Below are 21,270 nucleotides of genomic sequence, written 5' to 3'. Positions count from 1 at the left end.
GAGTTGTGAAGGATGAGTCGTTTGTCTTTAGATACAACAACAGCAGCCGAACAAACAGCCAGCGCTTTGTATCAGTCATTACAATTGCGTATGGCTGCTGCCCCGACCGCGAGTTGTCCTGTAGAAATTGCCAGTGCCTACACCCATCTGTGCCACAGTCAAAGCTGTGGTAAGTGTGTGCCTTGTCGGATTGGCTTAGGACAATTAGAAAATCTCTTGGAGGCCGTTAAAAAAGGGGAAGCTACCGAGGCAACTTTAGATGTGATCGAGCGGACTGCCCGCAGTATCAAAAATTCAGCAGATTGCGCCATTGGTTATCAGGCGGCCGCTGAAGTTTTGCGGAGCTTAGTCGCTTTTCGACCAGATTTTGAAAATCATATTCAAAAAGGCTTCTGTTCTGCACCAAGACAAGGTATTCCGTGTGTTCAAGAATGCCCTGCCCACGTGGACATTCCAGGTTACATTGCTTTAATTGCCGATCATCGACCAACAGATGCTGTCAAGTTAATTCGTAAGGATAATCCGTTCCCAACGGCTTGCGCGTTCATTTGTGAACATCCTTGTGAAAATCAATGTCGGCGGAACTTGATTGACCGCAGTATTAACATCAGAGGGTTGAAGTCTTATTGTGTCGATAAAGCCACTGAAGATATTTTCCCAATGGATAAAATGGCGCCAACCGGTAAAAAAGTTGCGATTATCGGCGGTGGCCCTAGTGGTTTAACGACGGCGTTTTATCTAGAATTGATGGGGCATGACGTAACTGTATTTGAAAAACGCAAACATTTAGGCGGTATGTTACGTTATGGGATTCCTAGTTATCGGTTGAATCGGGATAACTTACAACGGGATATTAACTTGATCTTAGATAGCGGCGTTGAAGTTCACCGAGATTATGATATTGATAGCGCTGAAGCTTTTGAAAATCTAAAAAATGAATTTGATGCAACTTATATCGCCATTGGTGCTCATAGCCATAAAGCCTTAAAGATTGCCCATGCTGATGCCCGAGGCGTTTTGTCTGCCGTTGAGATGTTACGGGGCATTGGGGATGGTAATCTACCAGACTTCAAAGACAAAAAAGTCATTGTCATTGGTGGTGGGAATGTGGCCATGGACGTTGCCCGTTCTTCAATCCGTTTAGGTGCAGACGTGACCATTGCCTATCGTCGGCGTCAAGAAGATATGACAGCGCTGCCTGCAGAAGTTGAAGGCGCTATCGCTGAAGGCTGCCACATGGATGAATTAATGGCACCTGCAGAAGTTGTTGTAGATGAAAATGATCAAGTCACCGGCTTAAAAGTGCAGCCACAAGTGATTGGTCCTTATCGTAAAGGCCGGCCATCACCACGGGCAGCAGACGTACCACCAGTTGTTTTAGATGCAGATATTATTGTCATTTCCATTGGTCAAAGTATCGACAGTCAAAAATTTGAAGATGCCGGTTTACCAAGACAATGGGATCAATTAGATGCAACAGCTGAAACAACATTTGAAGGCCATAATGGCGTCTTCTCTGGTGGGAATTGTGTCACTGGACCAGCAACCGTTATTAAAGCAATTGCCGCTGGGAAAGTTGCCGCAGCCAATATTGATGAATATTTAGGTTATGATCACAAAGTTGAGACCCATATTGAGATCCCAGAACCACTGCTTCATGATCGGGTCCCTTGTGGTCGGGTCGAAATTAAAGAACGGCCAATTGGCGATCGGAAAGATGATTTTGATGATGTTGAATTGAAACTAAGTGATGAAGAAGCCTTGCAAGAAGCTTCCCGCTGCTTACGGTGCGATCATTTCGGCTATGCAGCGTTTCGTGAAGGGCGGCAACGGACATGGTAAAAATTACAATGGATCGACAAGAGATGGATGTACCAGCAGGGACAACGATTTTAGATGCCGCTGAAAATCATGGCATCCATATTCCAACTTTATGTTATTATGCACATTTGAATGAAATTGGGTCCTGTCGCATGTGCCTTGTGGAGATGCAAGGCAAAGATCAGTTGGTGACGGCCTGTAATACAAAGGTTTCAGAAGGTATGCGTTTAGCAACCAATACTCCAGCTGTCCGTGAAGCTCGGCAGACAAATTTGGAATTAATTTTAAGCCAGCATAGAGTGGATTGTACTAGTTGTGTGCGGGGGGATAATTGTAGTCTGCAGGATTTGGCCAACAATATGGGGGTCACGAGTCAAGACTATGAAAAAGAATTAGCAGCTCAGAAATGGGATATGGCTTTCCCATTAATTCGTGATAATAGTAAATGTATTAAGTGTATGCGCTGTGTCCAAGTCTGTGACAAGATTCAGCAGCTGCATGTGTGGGATGTGTTGCATCCTGGCAGTGAAAGCGATATTGGTGTTCGGGAAAATCTACCAATTAGTGAAGTAAATTGTTCATTATGTGGTCAATGTGTCACCCATTGTCCAGTTGGGGCGTTGAGTGAACGAGACGATGTGCCAAGAATGATGGCGGCTTTAGCTGATCCAGATGTTACGACTGTCGTCCAAATTGCCCCATCCATTCGGGCAGCTTGGGGTGAAGACTTTGGGATGACCCCTAAAGAGGGGACGGTTAAACGTTTGGCCAGTGTGTTACGGCATATCGGCTTTGATTATATTTTTGATACCAGCTTTTCTGCAGATTTGACCATTATGGAAGAAGCTTCAGAATTCTTACATTTTATGGGTGATCGACCAGATGATAATTTACCACTATTTACATCCTGTTGTCCGGGTTGGGTTCGGTTTGCTAAAACAGAATATCCAGAATTATTAGGGCATTTATCAACTTCTAAGTCACCACAGCAAATGTTTGGCGCCGTGACAAAAACTTGGTATGCTGAAAAAATGGGCTTAAAACCAGATCAAATTTTCTCTGTTTCAATTATGCCTTGTATTGCCAAGAAATCCGAAGCGGATATGCCAAGTATGACTCGTGAAGATGGGACGCCGGATGTAGATCTTGTTTTAACGACGCGGGAATTAGATCGGATGATTAAGAGTGAGTATTTAGATCCACGCAGCTTCCCAGAAAGCGAATTAGATGATCCTTTAGGCGTTGCCAGTGGTGCCGGTGTGATCTTTGGTTCAACCGGTGGGGTTATGGAAGCGGCTTTGAGATCAGCTTATTATTTCGTTAATGATAAAAATACCGATGCGGATACTTTTAAAGCCGCTAGAGGGCAAGACGGCTGTCGAGAAGTGGATACTGAAATCAATGGCATCCCAATTCGTGGGATTGCGGTAAATGGTTTAGGAAATGCGCGGCATTTGATTGAAGATCTAAAAGCTGGCAGACGGCAATGTGACTTTGTAGAAGTCATGGCCTGCCCTGGTGGCTGTGTTGGCGGCGGTGGTCAACCAATTCACGATGGTGAAGAATGGGCAGCACGCCGGGCACCAACTTTGTATAATTTGGATGAGCGGAATACCATTCGCTTCTCCCATGAAAATCCATCAATCAAAGAAGTTTATAAAGAATATTTTGGCACCCCACTTTCTGAAAAAGCAGAGGCTGTTTTGCATACGCATCACTCCGCAGCAGAGCGCTAAAATAATTATAAAATTAATAGAGATGACGAACTATGAAAGCTTCACCTGCAAAATGGGTTGCTAAGACGGCACTTTTTTTGGCAATTCTGATTGTTTTTCAAGCAGTAACAGCGCCTTTGGGGATGACTTTGGTCACAGGTTCTTTAGTGAATCTCACCTTAATTATCACCGTGATGTTAGGCGGTTTATCCAGTGGGGTAACGGTGGCTATTTTATCGCCGGTTTTGGCATCTATCTTAGGTATCGGACCTAAAGTACTGCCGTTATTACCTTGTATTATGATCGGTAATGTGGTTTTAGTTTTAATTTGGCATTACTTGACGGCTAAGCTAAATTTGCCGCAGTTAGCAACTTATATTCTAGCAACGATTGTCGCTGCTGGCTTAAAGTTTATCGTGTTATATTTGTTAATTGTAAAACTGCTGGTTCAAAATATTCTAGCCGTGGCACCACCGCAGAGTACTATTTTAACAGCGATGTTTTCAGCACCCCAGCTGATTACAGCATTAATTGGTGGCATTATCGCAACGGTTCTATTACCAATTTTGCGACCATTAATGAATAGCACCAAGTTAAGTTAGTTCACACTAAGCAAAGAAGCTAGATCAATTTAACGTTGATCTAGCTTCTTTACGTGCTTTTAAAGGCTGTCACTGCTTTGCTGAAGTAGGCCAAACAGCAATTGCTCTTGCTGCAAAGCTTCTTTTTTCAAATTGTGATGTTCTTGGGCGTCAAGAATTTGAGCCACTAGGCAATAATAGTTGGCCAATAAATACTGGGAATCATGGGCGCTAGTAAATTGAATACCCCGGTCTAAAAGCTGCAGGCTGCCAATGAAATCATGCAGCTGGTAGCAAGTCAGCGCCGTTAAGTAAAAACAAATATTTTGATTCTCATCATAAGCCGTGGCTGTTAAATCAGCTAAGGCCGTGTAAATACGTTGCTGAGCCTGTTTATTCAGGCCACGTTTGGCAGAGATGCAAGCTAAAGAACTGTACGTTAGACGGCTGAGCGTGGATAAATTGGCGGCCATGGGGGCGTTAGCTAAAGATAGTTGCCAACTTTGTTCAACTTGGGGGAGGCTTTGGTTTAACTGGAATTTAGCGATACCCAAATAATAGTAGTAGGCCTGTAATTGAGTGGCGGTTTGAATACTATTGATAGTTTGATCGATGGTCAAAAATTGATATAAATCTTTGTAGTTATGCTGTTCACATAATTGGCTTAAAGTCCGTTCGATTTTTAAATTATTACTAATATTGAAGGGCTGGGCTAAGTCGATTTGGGCCACTTCTAAAGTCAAACGCCGACATAAGGCAATCAGTAATTTGGCATTAGGGGTACAGCAATTGCGCTCAATCGCAGAGATAGTTGGCTGGGAACAGATATTTTCAGCAACTTGTTTTTGAGACAGGTGCTGGGTTAAACGGGCCTGTTTTAAAATTTCACCTAAGGCATGCTGCATTTTAAACACCTCGCTTGATTGGTTAAAAGATAAATTATATTTACTATATTTTAAAATAAAACCAGAAAAGGAGGCAATGTTTTTGCCTTGGAAATTTATAAATGGCATAATTTATTAAAATAAAATGGTAATGTGATTTAAAATACTTAAACGGTTATATTTCAGGTAAGGGAATGGAAACTGAAAAATTATTTCTGAAATCTGTGGGGGTGTAGCCGATTTCTTTTTTAAATAAGCGCATGAAATATTTGATATTTTTAAAACCCAAATAATAACCGATTTGTTTGACAGACATATTGGTTGTTAATAATAAGTCTTTGGCTTTTGAAATTTTTAAATTATGAATAAATTTAATTGTTGACACACCTTCATAAGTTTTAAATAGATAGGTTAAGTATTCAGGGGTGATATCAAATCTATTTGCAATTGCAGTTACTTCTAAAGTCTCATCGGCATGCAGTGCTAACCACTGCATGATTCTTTCAAATTTTGCTGGTGTACGCTTTAGTGGGGTATTTTTAGGACTATTTAATAGGTTATCTACAAATTGATCTCGAAGTTCGATTAAAATTTCAGATAAGAGATAGTCGTTACTTAAAGTGGATTTATAGGCCAGCTGGTTTAAATTGGTTTCCAATTTATTTAAGTAGGTTTCAACGGTATGAGTATTTTTAGGAAAATCAAATTCAGGCAAAGTCACATCAAAACCGTCATGGTGATCTAAAAAAGAAGTTGCAGCTTGATGAATCGTCGAGGACGAGGCGAAAGTCAGCAAATAGAATTGCGTTTTTGCAGTAGCTTCTATTTTTTGAATCATTTTTTGATCGGGGTTAAAGTACCATTGCCCTTGCTGTAAAGCCATATTTTTATCGGTAGTCGTTACATTCAATGCGCCTTCAATAACAAAAATTAGACAGCAGTTAGAGATTGGTATAGGTGTTGAATGGACTTGATACTTGTTTAATAGATACTTATGGCATTGATCAAAATGCGCAGGTTTGGCTAAATTAAGATGATAAAACAAATAAAAGCCTCCTCGAAAAAAATGAATATTTGATTTGTGTACCTTATTAATTAGTTTGTTAGTTTCTATGCACTCGGTAAGCGATTACACTAATTGTTAAAGTTTAGAATATTAATATATCACTTAATTGTGTTTAGTTTAATATTCTCTGCAATTATTTAATTTAAGGGAGTGTGTGGCATGGCTTTTAACAAGTTATCTAAGCGGATATACACTAAGCGAGATATAACGTTAGGTACAGCGGTTTCATTTGGGATTACAGACTTTATTGGTGGTGGGGGTCAAACAATCATCGGCGCATGGATGTTGTTTTTCTATACTTCCTACTGTAATTTAACGGCGACAGATGGGGCTATTATTGTTGGTGTTGGGAAAATTGTAACGGCCATAGTTGGTCTACTTATGGGTGGCTTTACCGATAATTTCTATAAACATCGTTTAGGTAAAAAATTTGGTAGACGGCATTTCTTCTTATTCATTGGATCACCGCTACTATTGTGTTTTGCATTGATGTGGGTCAGCGGCTTAAATTTCTGGTATTATCTATTGACCTTTGCCGCTTTTGATGCCATTTCCACTGCAGTAATGATTCCTTTTGAAACATTACCAACTGAAATGACGACTGACTTTAATAAACGGACAAAATTATCCACAGCACGGATGTTCTTTTCAGCAAGTGCGACATTTTTAGCAACATTTATTCCTGGGCAATTATTCAGAATTTTAGGCCAGAACAGTCCAGTACCTTTCTTTATTAATGGGTTACTCTTTGCCATTATTTTTGCGATTGCCATGTTCTTTACGGCATTTAACACTTGGGAACGGCCAGTAAGCGAAATTGCGACAGATGATGTTGATGAAAAAGAAAGCTTCTTCAAAGTTTTTGCCGAAGATATCAAAGCTTATTTCTCTACTTTTAAGATCAAGAGTTTTAGAAAACATTTAGCTATATATTTATTCTCATTTACAGGGAAAGATGTTTATAACACCGTATTTACTTATTTCTGTGTTTATGTACTCGGGGTAACCGCTACTGTAGCAGCTAATGTCTTGTCACTATCAATTGTTGGGGTTGCTATGACCTTAGTAGGTGGCTTTTTAATCATTAAATTTGGGCCACGTTGGTTATATATGTTCGGTTACAGTTTAATGTTGTTGATGCTAGTGGCTTATTACTTGATTGCTAAAACAATGCCTGAACATATTGTTGCCTTATTATTTGTTGTTTCATTTGTTTATCAAATTGGTCGGTCTACATTAGAGTTCACCCCTTGGAATGTTTATCCATTTATTCCCGACGTTGATGAAATCGTCGCTGGTAAAAATAGAGCTGGTGTTTTTGCTTCAGTAATGACCTTCTTAAGAAATGCAACGGCAGCTTTAGCAACGGTACTTGTAGGGGTATTTTTAGATGCCAATGGTTTTGTCAAAGGTGCTAAAACACAGCCTCTAGGGACACAACATGCCATTTTAAATGCGTTAGTATTTGGTGCAGGTGGTTTAATTATTATTGCCTTATTATTCGCATTAACTTTCAAAGTCAATAAAAAGACCCATGGTATCGTGGTAGACGAAGTTAATCGGCTTAAAGCTGGTGGTTCAAAAGCAGATGCCACTGAAGAAACGAAGTCAGTTGTCAAGACGTTAACAGGGATTGACTACGCTAATGTTTGGCCTGCTGGAAAAACGGTTAAAGGTAATAAGTAGTCGACTAATTTTTGAAGGATGTCGTGTAGATTATGGATATGTTTTTTACTCAGGAAAAGATTCAGAAACGTGTTCAGGAATTAGAACCTTATCGCTATCAAAATAAGCGCCCCATCCCTAATTGGCGGATGTATTTTGATAATACAAAACAAGTGAACTATCCGCCTAAAGCTGTGGCATGGCAAGCAGTTGAACCTGGTTATGAGTGGCGAGGCTTAGATCAGTATATTTGGTTAACAGCTGATTTTGAAGTGCCCGATCAAGATAATACAATTTTGTTATTTGATTTGGGCTTACCTAGTAATTTACATCAGACTGGTTTTGAAGGGCTACTTTTTATTAATGATGTACCTTATCAAGGCATTGATGCCAATCATAAAGAAGTTATTTTAGATAAAAAATGGCAGCATCAAAAAATTACATTAGCCATTAAACTCTGGACAGGGTTATACGGTCGGCATGGAGATCCTAATCAAGAAATTATTAATAAATTTCAAATGGCGGCTAGTGCGCACTTAGACCGGTCTGTTGATAATTTGTATTTTACAGCTAGAAATATGGTCGATACGGTGGCTATTTTAGCAAAAGATAGCTCAGATCGAGTTGAAATGTTAAATACCTTAGATCGGGGCTTTCAGTTAATTGATTGGCAAGTTCCGGGCTCAGAAGACTTTTATCTTTCCTGCAAAAAAGCAGATGCGCTATTAACGGATTATTTGACACATACAGTCAAAGGCACTAAGGCTAGTGTCACGGCTATTGGCCACACCCATATAGATCTAGCATGGCTATGGCGTTTAAAGCATACCCATGAAAAGGCAGCACGGTCATTTTCAACGGTCTTAAGATTAATGGAACAATATCTAGATTATGTTTTTTTACAGTCAACACCACAAATCTATCAATTTATTAAGGCGGACTATCCAGAAATCTATGCCCAAATTAAGGCACGTATTCAAGAAGGCCGTTGGGAAGTTGACGGCGGCATGTGGCTGGAAGCAGATTGTAATATGCCTTCAGGGGAGTCTTTAGTTAGACAAATTTTGTATGGCACCGAATTTATGGCAAAAGAGTTCCATAAGAAACCACATTATCTGTGGTTGCCAGACGTTTTTGGTTATTCTTGGGCTTTGCCACAAATTCTCAAGAAGTCAGGATTAACAACCTTTATGACAACTAAAATTAGTTGGAATGAATATAATCGTATGCCCCATGATACCTTTATGTGGCGAGGTATTGATGGCACTGAAATTTTGACACATTTCATCACAACACCAGATCCAGGTAAAATGGCAGAGAACCCAGATTCTTGGTTTTACACGTATAATGGGCTGATGACGCCCAGTTCGGTAAAAGGTATTTATGACGCTTATAGTGACAAAATATTTAATGAAAACCTATTATTGGCTTATGGCTATGGTGATGGTGGCGGCGGTGTTTCTCGGGATATGTTAGAAAGTCGGCGCAAATTAGATCAAATTCCAGGTCTGCCTCATGTTAAAACAGCAACCGCCAATGCTTTCTTTGATAAACTCCATGATACCGTTGCTAAAACAGACCGATATGTACCAACTTGGGATGGTGAACTTTACTTAGAATTTCATCGAGGGACTTATACTAGTCAGGCTTACATGAAAAAAATGAATCGTAAATTGGAATTAAAACTTAGAGAATTAGAATTTCAGACAATCTTTAATGGTAATTTTCCTAAAGCTTTGTTGCATCAAGCTTGGACGATTGTTTTGAGAAATCAATTCCATGATATTATTCCGGGCTCAGCAATTCATGAAGTCTATGAAGATGCGCACCATGAATATGACCAAGCGCTAGAAATTATTCAAAAAATTCAAGCAACACTGACTTCAAAAACAGCCGCTTCAGAAGCAGAAACGACGTACACTTTGTGGAATAGTGCCGGATGGGCTCGATCTGAAACCGTCTTTATCAGCGAGCAACGGGTTGGCCACTTTACAGATGTTAAAGGTCAAGCATTAACCAGTGTCAAAAAGGCAACGGGTTATCAAGTTTTTGTCCCTGAAATTCCGGGATTGGGCACTAAAAAAATTAAGTTCACACCTGTAAAATTAGTTAATGCTACCCAGGAAGCACCGGTAGCTACTATTTCAGAAAACACAGTGACTACAAATAATTACAAAATAACTTGGAATGATCAAGGTCAGTTAACTGAAATTTATGATCGACAGAATCAACGTCAAGTTTTAACGGAACACGGATTAGGTAATGTTTTTGAAATTTTTGAAGATAAACCTCGGGATTATGATGCTTGGAACATTGATGCTTATTATATTCAAAAAAAGCAAATCTTGAATGCAACTCAAATTAAAGTTGTTGAAAATACGGCTTTGCAAGCTGTAATCAATTTTGAATTCACTTATTTAAATTCTAAAATTCAACAATCTATGATTTTATATCGAGACTCAAGAAGAATTGATTTTAAGACGAAAGTGCTTTGGCAAGAGCGGCAAAAGCTATTAAAAACCGCATTTGAAGCCAATATTCGGGCAACAGAAGCGCGTTATCAAATTCAATTTGGTAATTTGACTCGGACGACAACTTGGAATACCAGCTGGGATTGGGCCAAATTTGAAACAGTTGGACATCAGTGGGCAGATTTATCCGAACACAATTATGGGGTTGCTTTATTGAATGATTCAAAATATGGCTATGCGATTAAAGATCAGCAGCTGACATTGACTTTGCTAAAGGGTGCCGTTAGCCCAGATCCTACGGCAGATATTGGCACACATGAATTCACATATAGTTTATTACCGCATGCTGGCGATTTTGTAACGGGGGCTGTGGAGCAAAATGCTTGGGCGCTAAATCAACCCATTACAGTAAGCAAAAATGAATTAGCTGAAAAAGAAGCTGTCTTATTCGAAATGCCAAAAACGCAAGTGCTTGCTGTCGATGCTATCAAACAGGGGGAAAATGACGAAACAATGATTTTGCGGCTTCATGATCATACTGGTGGACAAAGAAAGGTAACCTTAACCCCTAAATTCAAATTTAAAGAATGGGCAGAAGTTAACTTGATGGAAGAAGATACTGAAGAAACGGTTTGGCAGGACACGCCCGTTGTTACATTGACACTGGCACCTTATGAAGTAAAAACAATTCAGTTTCGGTTTAAATAAAAAAGGTGGCGAGACATGTTAGTTGGTAGTATAGAAGCCGGTGGTACAAAGTTCGTTTGTGCTGTAGGTGATGATAATTACAATATTGTAGATTCTAAATATTTTATTACAGAAAAACCAAGTATTACCTTAAAAAAGGTAATTGATTATTTTAAAAATTTTAAAATTGAAGCGTTAGGTATTGCCTCGTTTGGTCCATTAGAATTACGGCAGGATCATGCTAAATACGGCTATATTACAACTTCTCCTAAGCTTGATTGGCGGGATACAGACTTATACGGTATTTTAAAAGCGGGTCTAGAAGTACCAATCTATCTTACAACCGATGTTAATGGGTCTACTTATGGCGAATATATTATGTCCCGAATGACGGGTGAAAAAATTAATTCGCTAGCTTATTATACAATTGGGACTGGTGTTGGTGCAGGGATCATCAATAATGGTCAATTCATTGGGGATCTAGGGCATCCAGAAATGGGTCATGTGAATGTGAAACGACATCCTAAAGATATGGCTTTTGCGGGAACTTGTCCGTATCACGGGGACTGTCTGGAAGGTTTAGTTTCTGGACCAACATTTGAAGCCCGGTTAGGTAAGCGCGGTGAGACTGTGCCGCAAACAAACTTTGTATGGGATATTATGGCTTATTACGTTGCACAGGCGCTAATTCAAACAACATTAATGTTTCGCCCAGGAAAGATTGTTTTAGGCGGCGGTGTGATGAATGGTGAATTTCTAAAGAAAATTAAACAGCAATTTGTGAAATTACTAAATGGTTATGTTTCAACACCAGCAATTGATAACTATATTGTAATGCCGTTGATTAAACATAACGGCTCAGCAACGATTGGTGATTTTGCTTTAGCTTTGACTAAGGTTGCAATTTAAAGAGGAGCTGACATTTAATGAGCTTACAGAAACCTACAAATCTAAGGGTTAATTTGCAGAAAAAGGCAACAAATATTACTTCTGAACCTAAGTTTAGTTGGTGGGATGAAAGCACATTAGCCAATACCTATCAAACACAATATCAACTGGCATTTGCCAAAACAAAAGTCGATTTATTAAATAAAAACGATTTGTTATTAACGGATTGGCAAGTATCTTCACAAAATACAGCAGTGCGTTGTCTAGAACTTGAGCCTTATTTAGAGGCTGCACAAGTTTATTATTGGACCGTTCGGATTAAGGATAATTACGGCACTATTAGTGATTTTGCAGACGCAGGTACTTTTTTAACGGCTTTAACGACTTTTAATGCCAGTGGCATCTGGGCTGCAGAAACGGCAACTGCGGTTAATGGGCGGCCTAGCCTAGGTAATTTTGCTTTTATACGTAGTCCAAAATTTATAGCGCCAATTGCCCAATTAGATAGCGGCTATTTACACGTATTTATAACAGGTAATGAAAAAACATTAGCTCAATCTGGTGATATTTATCTTAATGATCATTGCCTAGGCGTGGGCACACCGAGACCCTATGAATATTATCATGATCAAGATAAAAAGGCTTATTTTTATGAAACATTTGATGTGACCACCTTGTTGCAGGCTGAAGATAATGTTATTGCAGCTTTAGTTACAGGCACAATGGCCAAGCGCGCTTTCTTTGCAACGATGACGGCGTTTTTAAAAAATGGTCAAAAAGAAACGTTGATTTTTACCAATGATCAATGGCGCAGTCTTGACGGTTCCAGTGCATTTGGTGATTATGGTGCAACAATAGGCAGTCAATATTTTCAAATGCCTCAAGAAAATATTGATCTGAATTTTTACCCGCAGCATTGGGCAGCAAAAGATTTCTCAGATCATGATTGGGAAAAAGCGACTGTGATACAGCCAACGTTAACATTAGGGAAAAATGAACTATTATTAGCAACACCAGTTGAGCCTACAAAACGTTTTTTGACAAACGAACCTTCTAAAAAAATTACTAAAATTGCGCCAATGACTTATATTGTAGACTTAGGAAAAGAAATTATTGGTGGTTTAGCAGTAGACCTGATAAGTTCAAAAGCTCAAAAGATTAATGTTTATGGTGGAGAACAGTTAACAGATGAGGGGCATGTACGCCATCATCTGGCTTGCGGACCAGATTATGTTGAAAATTGGCAGTTGACGGCAGGGCGTAATTTATTTACAACACTGCAAATGAAAAATTTTCGTTATGTTGAATTGCAAGGCTTTTCGGATGAGCTGCCGATAGACGCTATTTCAGGTTGGGCAATGCATCAAGATTTTGACGATCAACTCAGTTATTTTGTGTCAGATCAGGCATTATTGAATGAAGAATACGCATTGTCTAAATATACCATTAAGATGACTAATCAAGATCTATATGTAGATTCGCAAGCTAGAGAGCGTCGGGCTTACGAAGGCGATCTACTGGTGAATGCCAATAGTAGTTATGTTGTATCAGATAATTATGCTTTGGCCAGACATTCGGCGGATTACTTACTAGATAACCCAACTTGGCCTGAAGATTATAAGTTATTTAATGTTGAGGCACTTTGGTACGATTATTTATATACTGGTGATCCAACTGTGTTAATTCAACGGTATGATAGCTTAAAAGAAAAATTGAACCGTGGTGCTACGAAGACAGACAATACAGCGGCATCTTGGCGACCAGGTAAACAAGCAGATAACTTTGATCCAGCAGTTGGTCTTGTCACCAATAATGGGTTGATTGATTGGCCCATTAGAGAACGAGATGGGTATGTAGAGGGTAAATACAATACACCATTTAATGCAATTTACGTGGGTATTTATCAAATAATGGCACGAATTGCTAAACTAACAGGACATCAAAAAGACTATGAACTTTACGAATCTCGAGCGCAGCAAATTAAAAGTGCGATGTTAACACATTTATATGATCCAACCCAAGGCCGTTTTTATGATTCAATGAATGCAGATTTAACGGTTAATAAGCACTGCTCACATCATGCTTCGGCTTATGCGTTATGTTATGATGTTTATGATTCAGATGTGATGGCTGATAAACTTAGTACATTTGTTGCGAATGATGGCCAGTTTATTGGCAGTATTTACTTTATGTATTTTATGTTAAAAGGGTTATTGAATAGTGGGCATGCTGAAGCAGCGGCAAAATTATTATTAAATGATGATTGTCGTAAAGATCAAAAAACATTTGCAGCCATTATTAATCAGCTGCAAGCGACAATTGCGCCTGAAGCTTGGAGTAATTATTATAAACCAAACTTAACGTTGTCCCATCCTTGGGGTGCAACGCCGGGATTGACGATTGTTCAAGGCATTGCAGGTATCTTACCACTTAAGGCTGGTTTTGAAACTTTCATGGTACGGCCAAGAGTAGGCCAAGCAATTAAGCACTTCAAATTGAAGACGATTAGTGCCCGTGGTCCGATTAGTTTAACGTATCAACGGACAGAAACGACTACAGAATTAATGATCCAGGTACCAGTTAATACAACGGCTATCGTGGACTGCCAAACAATGCAAACAACAGTGCAAGTGGATGATCAAGCAATTTTATTGAAAGATCATTGTGTTCAGCTTTCATCAGGATGTCATCGTATTATTTATTGATAAGCCGTATTTAGAAAAGCCGTGTAAAACTGGGTTGACCCAGCGATACATGGCTTTTTAATCATTGGTTTATAAAAACTTTGTACTACATCATCAACTTCGAGTATAATAAAGCACATACAAAATTAAGGAGGTGGCTGAAAATGAGTTCTGATTCTTATGCAGTTTTGGGGACATCTATTTTGATTTGCGTTATTTTAATTGTATCAGGCATTCAGTTACTTCGCGGTCATTGGTTGGCATTATTATCCGGCAGTTCACGAAATCGTGATGAGGATAGCTTGAAGCGGGCAAAGTCATTAGGCCGAAGTTTTTTAGTGATAGGGGTAATTGCGCTAGTTGCTTTATTAGTTAATACATTTGTGCTTCACCGACCAATTTGGTAGTATTCTTTTGGATTTTATGTTATACTAATATTCGGTTTATTCGGGGATGATACGGATTCGACATGCGTAGGTGAGCGTGGGTTGCGGTTCGTAGGTTACGTCTACGTAAAAACGTTACAGTTAATATAACTGCTAAAAATGAAAACAACTACGCTTTAGCTGCCTAAAAGTAGCTTTGCGTGATCTCGCCGATTTCTCCCAAGGGTCGGATTTGAGGTCTCAAATTAATTGGGATACGTTGCTTATTGCCGTGTGAGGTAAGTAAAAGAGATTTGCATGCTAGTCATGATAAGCTTGCCCTGATAGGTGGCGCATTATTGTGGCGAATTCTAAAGTAATCTATCTATGATCGTAGAGGCCTGCGTGGCAATGCGTATGGACAGGGGTTCAACTCCCCTCATCTCCAATTATTAGTTTTACCCGAAATAAAAAAGTCTTAAAATACTGATAAGTCAGTGTTTTAAGGCTTTTTTGTTTTTCTTGAATATACATTTAAAGTCGTGGATCGATAAAATAAATGCAAAAAGTCTTCACTCGATTAGTTTTGAGGATATGGCGTTAAGCAATGCAAGAAAAAAACAAATAAAAAATGGGATGATCGAAACCAAGATAAGAAAAAAGCCCTATCGATACCGTTTCTATTCAAGAAAATTTATTTGAGTCTTAGTAGACATGGATAATTTAATAAGACTCGAAAAAATGATTAAATAAAAAAGAAATTATATATTAATAATTTGCTCTTTTGAATAGAATACGTGAGTTGACTTATCGTTGTAATTGTTATTTGAAATAATAATTAGATAAGAATTCAAACTTATATAGTCTTGACTTTTTGCTATTTGGCAAGACTTGATTTTAACATAAATAGTTATTTTAAATGGAACATATAGCTTTAAAAGACATTCTATAATATAATGTGTGTTATTTAATTTTAAAAATTAATGTTATTATATTTTATATGTTAAAGCCCACTCCACAATTATAATAGTTATATTTTGAACTTGTATATACTATCTTTTCGGATATAAATTAAGTGATTTATTATTTTGGATCATCAATAATTAGTATTGACATTAATAAAAAAGTGAATTATTCTTAACCACAAGAAAACGTTTTCTATATTTAGGTTTTTAAGGAGCGATCGCTATTGGTAACCATGAGGGATATTGCTAACGATGTTGGCGTTTCTATTAGTACTGTCTCTCGGACATTAAGTAGACCGGATGCAGTAGATTCAGAGACAAGAAGGAAGATACTCGAATCAATAGATAAATTAGGTTATACAACTAATCTTTTAGCAAGTGGCCTAAAGAAAGGTCAAACAAAAACACTAGGGTTTGTTATTCCGAACTTGGAAAACCTTATTTATCCGACACTAGCGACAAGCGTAGAACAAGAGGCTGAAAAACGCGGATATTTTGTTATATTCTGTAATACTTATGAAGATCTGTCCATTGAAGCGCAATATGTTAAAAGATTAAAGGGACAAGCGGTTGATGGATTCATTTTTTCGACAGGTTTATCTGATAATGCTTCTAAAACAATTCTGGAATTAAAAAAAGAACACTATCCACTGGTTTGTTTAATGCGTGATATTGGCGATAAAAAGGATAGTTTTGTATCTGAAAATTTCGAAGGAGGATATGCCGCTACCAAATACTTATTAGATAAAGGCTATAGAGATATTTATACATTAACTGGCAGAAAAGAGTTAGAACTTTACCGACAACGTACTTTAGGCTATAAAAAAGCTTTAGAGGATTTTGGAGTAAAGTATAAAAAAGATCATGTTTGGAATTGCGCTCGAAATGGTAAAGAACAAGCAGGCAATGTAATCAGCGAGAAATTACATGATGGGGTTATACCTGAAGCTATATTTTCTCAAAGTGATCCCTTCGCCTTCGATGCGATTATCAATTTGAATCAAAGTGGCTTACGAATTCCTGACAATGTCGGAATTATCGGCTTTGATGATACGTACTTATCTAAAAATTTTGATTTAACAACAATGGCACAACCATTAAAAGAATTAGCTGTTGATGCTACGAATCATTTAATTGATATGATTGAGGGTAAAAAGAAGATAGGACAGAGCATTCCAGAATATAAGGTTAACTTGATTGTACGTGGAAGTGTTTAGTATGTGTACCTGATGCAAACGTTTGCAGATTAGAATAATTAAGTTTGGCCTATATTGATGGGTATGCAAACGTTTGCATCGGCATATAAATTGAGTTTATTCAAATAGCATAAAATATGAATGATGCAAACGTTTGCAAATATAAAGGGTGATTCAAATCGATAACAAAATTAAATTTCAAACAGAATATCGTGAATGTAACACATTGGTTGTAGGCAGTGGTAGTGCGGCATATAATGCAGCAGATTGGTTATATACGTTGGGACAGCATGATATACAAATTGTCACCGAAGGTCAGAAGATGGGAACATCACGTAATACAGGTTCTGATAAACAAACGTATTATAAATTATCGCTTGCTGATGATGAACCAGATTCAGTTTATGCTATGGCAAAAACGTTATTTAGTGGTGGATCTGTAGATGGGGACACAGCCTTAGTTGAAGCTGCAAATTCTATAAAAAGTTTTATGAAATTAGTCAATTTAGGTGTTCCTTTTCCAAAAGATCAGTATGGGCAATATGTAGGATATCGCACGGATCATGATGAAACGCAACGTGCTACTTCGTGTGGACCGCTTACTTCTAAACTAATGACTGAAAAATTAGAATCATCCGTCTTTGGACGCAAGAATATAAAGTTTATGGATCATGTACGTATTGTAAAAATTCTGGTTGATGAGGAAATAAATTCTATTTTTGGAGCAATTGGTATTAAGCAGGTAGAAAATGTTGTGACCTGGGTCCAATTCAACTGTACGAATATTATTTATGCAACGGGTGGTCCTAGCGGATTATACAGAAGAAGTGTCTATCCAGTGACCCAAACAGGAGCTCATGGCCCAGCATTTTTAGCTGGTGTACATGGGAAAAATTTAACAGAATGGCAATATGGCATTGCTTCAACAGAATTTAGATGGAATCTTTCTGGAAGTTATCAACAAGTCATCCCGAAGTATTATTCAGTGGATAAAGATGGGAATGATAAAAGAGAGTTCTTGATGGATTATTTCAGCACAGGTAAAGATATGCTAAATGCCATATTTTTAAAGGGTTATCAGTGGCCATTTGATCCTAGAAAAATCGATACAAATGGATCATCTATTATTGATATTGCCATTTATGTTGAAGAAATTCTAAAGAAGAGAAAAGTTTTCATAGACTATAGAGAAAATTCTAGGTATGCAATCAAAGATAATAGTTTTCAGTTTACTTTTTTAAATAATACTGCATTCGAATATTTAGAGAATTCAAATGCTTTACAAGATACTCCTATCGAGAGACTCAAGTCGATGAACTATCCAGCGTATGAACTATACGCTTCTCATGGCATAGACTTAGAAAAAATGCCTTTAAATATTTCTATATGCGCTCAGCATAATAACGGTGGTTTAGAGGCTAATAATTGGTGGGAGTCAAATATTAAACATTTCTTTCCGGTCGGAGAAGTATGTGGCAATTTTGGTGTGTATCGGCCAGGCGGCAGTGCGCTAAATGCAAATCAAGTTGGTTCTCTAAGAGCAGCCGAATATATTAATTCACATTATTGTGTAGCACCCATTTTAAAGGAAAATTTTCTATTTAAAATAAAATCTGATATGGATGAATTAGAGAATTTTTGTGATGAAATCTTAAAATCCGAAGGGTCGATGAATGTTAAGAGGTATCGGGAAAATTTTCAGAAAAGATTTGATGAGTGCGGTGCATATATTAGAGATATTAGGTCAATGAAAAAAACATATTTGAGAATAGAAAATGACATAAAAAAATTTACTCATGAAAATAGAATTGATAAATTTACAGATTTAAAGCAAGCATTTATTTCTTTTGATTTACTAATATCAGAATTGGTGTATTTAAAAGCCTTCATAGATTATGCAGAAGATGGTGGTAAAAGTAGGGGCTCATACCTGATTAAAGAAGAACAGATGAATTTTGATCAAGTAAAGCGCTATGGGATTAAGGCTAAATTAGATAATGGTAAGAGAGATAATTTGATTCAGATTACCAGTTTTAAAGATGGAAAAGTGTACAGTGACTTTAGAGAGAGACATACCTTGCCACACACAAAATCGTGGTTCGAGGAAATTTATAATAACTATCGTAATGGCAGTTCTCACTAATAGGAGGAAATAACATGAATTTAGAACCTTTTCATTACAAAACATTATCAGTTGTAAAAGAAAAAAGAGAAGAACTGAATGCATATTTTCCGTTATCAGACAAGATTGACTCCATTTTTCAACCAATTAGTTTATATGGTAAGATGTTACCCAATCGATTAGGAATTGCGCCAATGGAGGGAAATGACTCTAAAGAAGATGGTGGCCCAAGTGAGCACACGATTCAACGATATATTAATTATGCTAAGGGTGGAGCCAGTATTATTTGGTATGAAGCAGTAACAGTTGTGCCTGAAGGCAGAAGTAGTAAACACCAACTGATGCTTACTGAAGAAACTATGCCAGCGTTTAAAATGATGAATGAACGTGTAAAAAAGGCCGGAAGAATCAATGGCTTTGAACCCGTTATTATTTTGCAAGCCAATCACAGCGGTAGATATTCAAACCCTAACGGCTATCCAGAACCTCTAATTGCCTATCATAACGATATCTATGAAAAAAATAATGCATTAGATGACTCAAGAATTGTTAGTGATGATTATTTATCGGAATTACCAGATAAATTTGGTGAAGCGGCAAGATTAGCTAAAACAGCAGGATTTGATGCGATTGACGTAAAATCTTGCCACGGATATCTATACGCTGAAATTATGTCTGCATATAGACGTGCAGGAAGGTATGGTGGAAGTTTTGAAAATAGATCCCGTCTTTTGATTGATTCAATTAAAGCAGCTAACAAATATAAAGATCAAGATTTCCACGTAACTTGTCGACTTGGTATTTATGATGGTTTTCCTTATCCAAATGGTTGGTGTAGCGATGAAGATAACAATATTGTACTGGATGAAGCAATACAATTAACAAAGATTTTGAAAGAAGATTTAGGATTAGAGTTATTAAATATTGTTATGGGTAATCCATACGTTAATTCTCATGTTTCTAGACCGTTTGATCATGGTAAATATAAAGCTCCTGAGCCACCGCTTGTAGGTATTTCTCGTATATACAAAGGTACTCAAACTATAAAACAGGCTTTTCCAGATTTAATGGTTATGGCCTCTGCACCTTCATATTTGAGACAATTCTCACCTAATTTAGCTGCTGGCGCACTAGAACAAGGGTATGCGGATTTTATTAACTTTGGTCGAGAATCATTCACAAACCCTAATTTCCCTAATGAGTTAAAGCTTACAGGAGGTTTGAAATTAAATCATGTTTGTATTACTTGCGGGAAGTGCGGTGATTTAATTAGAGCTGGGTACCCTGTGGGATGCGTAGTGCGAGGACCAAAGGAATTTAAAGAGTATTATAAAGAATTTATTGAAAATAAAAGTGTATAAAATAATTACAAAAGAAAGTTGGTTTGAGGATGAAAAAGATTGCGGTAGTAACGGGCGCAAGACGTGGTATTGGACTAGGTATTTCAAAAGAATTATTGAAAAAAGGCTATTATGTGGTCATGGTAGCCCGCTCTGAAGAGGCTGATGATGCTAAAGCGGAGATGTTTAAAATAAACCAAGATTTTTGTTATATTCCTTGTGATATATCGAGCAATAAAGATCGAGAAAAGTTCTTTGAAACAATAGTTAATAGTTTTGAAAGAATTGATTTACTAGTAAATGATGCAGGTGTAGCACCCAAAGTTAGGCTCGATATTCTGGAAACTACGGAAGAAAGTTACGACTATGTGATGGATACAAATGCGCGCTCTACCTTTTTTATGTGTCAATCCTGTTCTAAATTAATGATTCAGATGCTACAAAAAAATTTAGAAGACTTTCAGCCAAGAATTATAAATATTTCTTCTATGTCAGCTTATACATCTTCAGTTAATAGAGGGGAATATTGCATTTCTAAAGCGGCAATTTCGATGACTACTAAATTATTTGCTGATAGATTGTCTGAATATAACATTCCCGTTTTTGAAATAAGACCCGGAATTATAGAAACAGATATGACTTCAAAAGTTCATGAAAAATATGAAGATCTTATCAAAAATGGTTTGACACCTACCAAAAGATTTGGACAACCAGAGGATGTTGCAAAATGTGTTATTGCAATGGCTAGTGGACTTTTCGATTTTTCAACGGGGCAGGTAGTTAATGCTGACGGTGGCTTTCATATCAGACGTCTTTAATT

General features: G+C 37.7%; 14 protein-coding genes and 1 other RNA gene. 13 read left to right on the top strand and 2 right to left on the bottom strand.

Going from position 1 to position 21,270, the window contains the following annotated elements:
- The first annotated feature begins 12 nt into the window (after positions 1-12).
- The 3 genes from EKM93_RS04415 to EKM93_RS04405 are packed head-to-tail and all read left to right on the top strand — an operon-like array spanning position 13 to position 4,138.
- Positions 13-1,842, top strand: coding sequence for an NAD(P)-binding protein (locus EKM93_RS04415; RefSeq protein WP_125713477.1), 1,830 nt, complete (start codon positions 13-15; stop codon positions 1,840-1,842).
- The gene (locus tag EKM93_RS04410) at positions 1,836-3,557 is read left to right on the top strand and encodes a [FeFe] hydrogenase, group A (RefSeq protein ID WP_125713474.1); all 1,722 of its coding nucleotides are present in this window, start codon (positions 1,836-1,838) and stop codon (positions 3,555-3,557) included. The genes EKM93_RS04415 and EKM93_RS04410 overlap by 7 nt, the downstream gene beginning before the upstream one ends.
- 32 nt (positions 3,558-3,589) lie before the next feature.
- Positions 3,590-4,138: an ECF transporter S component family protein gene (locus tag EKM93_RS04405; protein ID WP_125713472.1), complete on the top strand. Its 549-nt coding sequence runs from the start codon at positions 3,590-3,592 to the stop codon at positions 4,136-4,138.
- Positions 4,139-4,197: 59 nt separating this feature from the next.
- Here the strand turns inward: EKM93_RS04405 and EKM93_RS04400 are convergent, their stop codons facing one another.
- Together EKM93_RS04400 and EKM93_RS04395 are read right to left on the bottom strand one after the other, a co-directional pair.
- The gene (locus EKM93_RS04400) at positions 4,198-5,022 is read right to left on the bottom strand and encodes a helix-turn-helix transcriptional regulator (RefSeq protein WP_164506987.1); all 825 of its coding nucleotides are present in this window, start codon (positions 5,020-5,022) and stop codon (positions 4,198-4,200) included.
- A 154-nt stretch (positions 5,023-5,176) separates the two neighbouring features.
- Positions 5,177-6,046, bottom strand: a complete 870-nt coding sequence (locus EKM93_RS04395) for a helix-turn-helix domain-containing protein (RefSeq protein WP_125713468.1) — start codon at positions 6,044-6,046, stop codon at positions 5,177-5,179.
- Between the two features lie 180 nt (positions 6,047-6,226).
- Here EKM93_RS04395 and EKM93_RS04390 point away from each other — a divergent pair, with 180 nt between their 5' ends.
- From EKM93_RS04390 to EKM93_RS04345, 10 genes are all read left to right on the top strand, one after another.
- Positions 6,227-7,753, top strand: a complete 1,527-nt coding sequence (locus EKM93_RS04390) for an MFS transporter (RefSeq protein ID WP_125713466.1) — start codon at positions 6,227-6,229, stop codon at positions 7,751-7,753.
- Positions 7,754-7,785: 32 nt separating this feature from the next.
- Positions 7,786-10,911 (top strand): alpha-mannosidase, encoded by a 3,126-nt coding sequence (locus EKM93_RS04385; RefSeq protein WP_225423624.1) that lies wholly within the window; start codon positions 7,786-7,788, stop codon positions 10,909-10,911.
- Between the two features lie 15 nt (positions 10,912-10,926).
- Entirely contained in the window at positions 10,927-11,799 is an 873-nt protein-coding gene (locus EKM93_RS04380) for an ROK family protein (RefSeq protein ID WP_125713463.1), read from the top strand.
- A gap of 17 nt (positions 11,800-11,816) precedes the next feature.
- The gene (locus EKM93_RS04375) at positions 11,817-14,483 is read left to right on the top strand and encodes a family 78 glycoside hydrolase catalytic domain (RefSeq protein WP_125713461.1); all 2,667 of its coding nucleotides are present in this window, start codon (positions 11,817-11,819) and stop codon (positions 14,481-14,483) included.
- Between the two features lie 143 nt (positions 14,484-14,626).
- A complete protein-coding gene (locus tag EKM93_RS04370; protein WP_125713459.1) occupies positions 14,627-14,869 on the top strand; it encodes a hypothetical protein in 243 nt (80 codons plus the stop codon).
- A gap of 42 nt (positions 14,870-14,911) precedes the next feature.
- Positions 14,912-15,278: a transfer-messenger RNA gene (ssrA, locus tag EKM93_RS04365) on the top strand.
- A gap of 747 nt (positions 15,279-16,025) precedes the next feature.
- Positions 16,026-17,009: a LacI family DNA-binding transcriptional regulator gene (locus EKM93_RS04360; RefSeq protein ID WP_125713457.1), complete on the top strand. Its 984-nt coding sequence runs from the start codon at positions 16,026-16,028 to the stop codon at positions 17,007-17,009.
- A gap of 205 nt (positions 17,010-17,214) precedes the next feature.
- Positions 17,215-19,131, top strand: a complete 1,917-nt coding sequence (locus tag EKM93_RS04355; RefSeq protein WP_164506985.1) for an FAD-dependent oxidoreductase — start codon at positions 17,215-17,217, stop codon at positions 19,129-19,131.
- A gap of 14 nt (positions 19,132-19,145) precedes the next feature.
- Positions 19,146-20,471 (top strand): oxidoreductase, encoded by a 1,326-nt coding sequence (locus EKM93_RS04350; protein WP_125713454.1) that lies wholly within the window; start codon positions 19,146-19,148, stop codon positions 20,469-20,471.
- 29 nt (positions 20,472-20,500) lie between these two features.
- On the top strand, positions 20,501-21,268 hold the full coding sequence (locus EKM93_RS04345) for a 3-ketoacyl-ACP reductase (RefSeq protein WP_125713452.1): 768 nt from the start codon (positions 20,501-20,503) through the stop codon (positions 21,266-21,268).
- Positions 21,269-21,270 lie beyond the last annotated feature (2 nt).

The sequence above is a fragment of the Agrilactobacillus yilanensis genome (genome assembly GCF_003946725.1).
Taxonomy (GTDB): Bacteria; Bacillota; Bacilli; order Lactobacillales; family Lactobacillaceae; genus Agrilactobacillus; species Agrilactobacillus yilanensis.
Note: the sequence above shows the minus strand (reverse complement) of the source record. Positions and strands in the feature narration are given on the sequence as shown.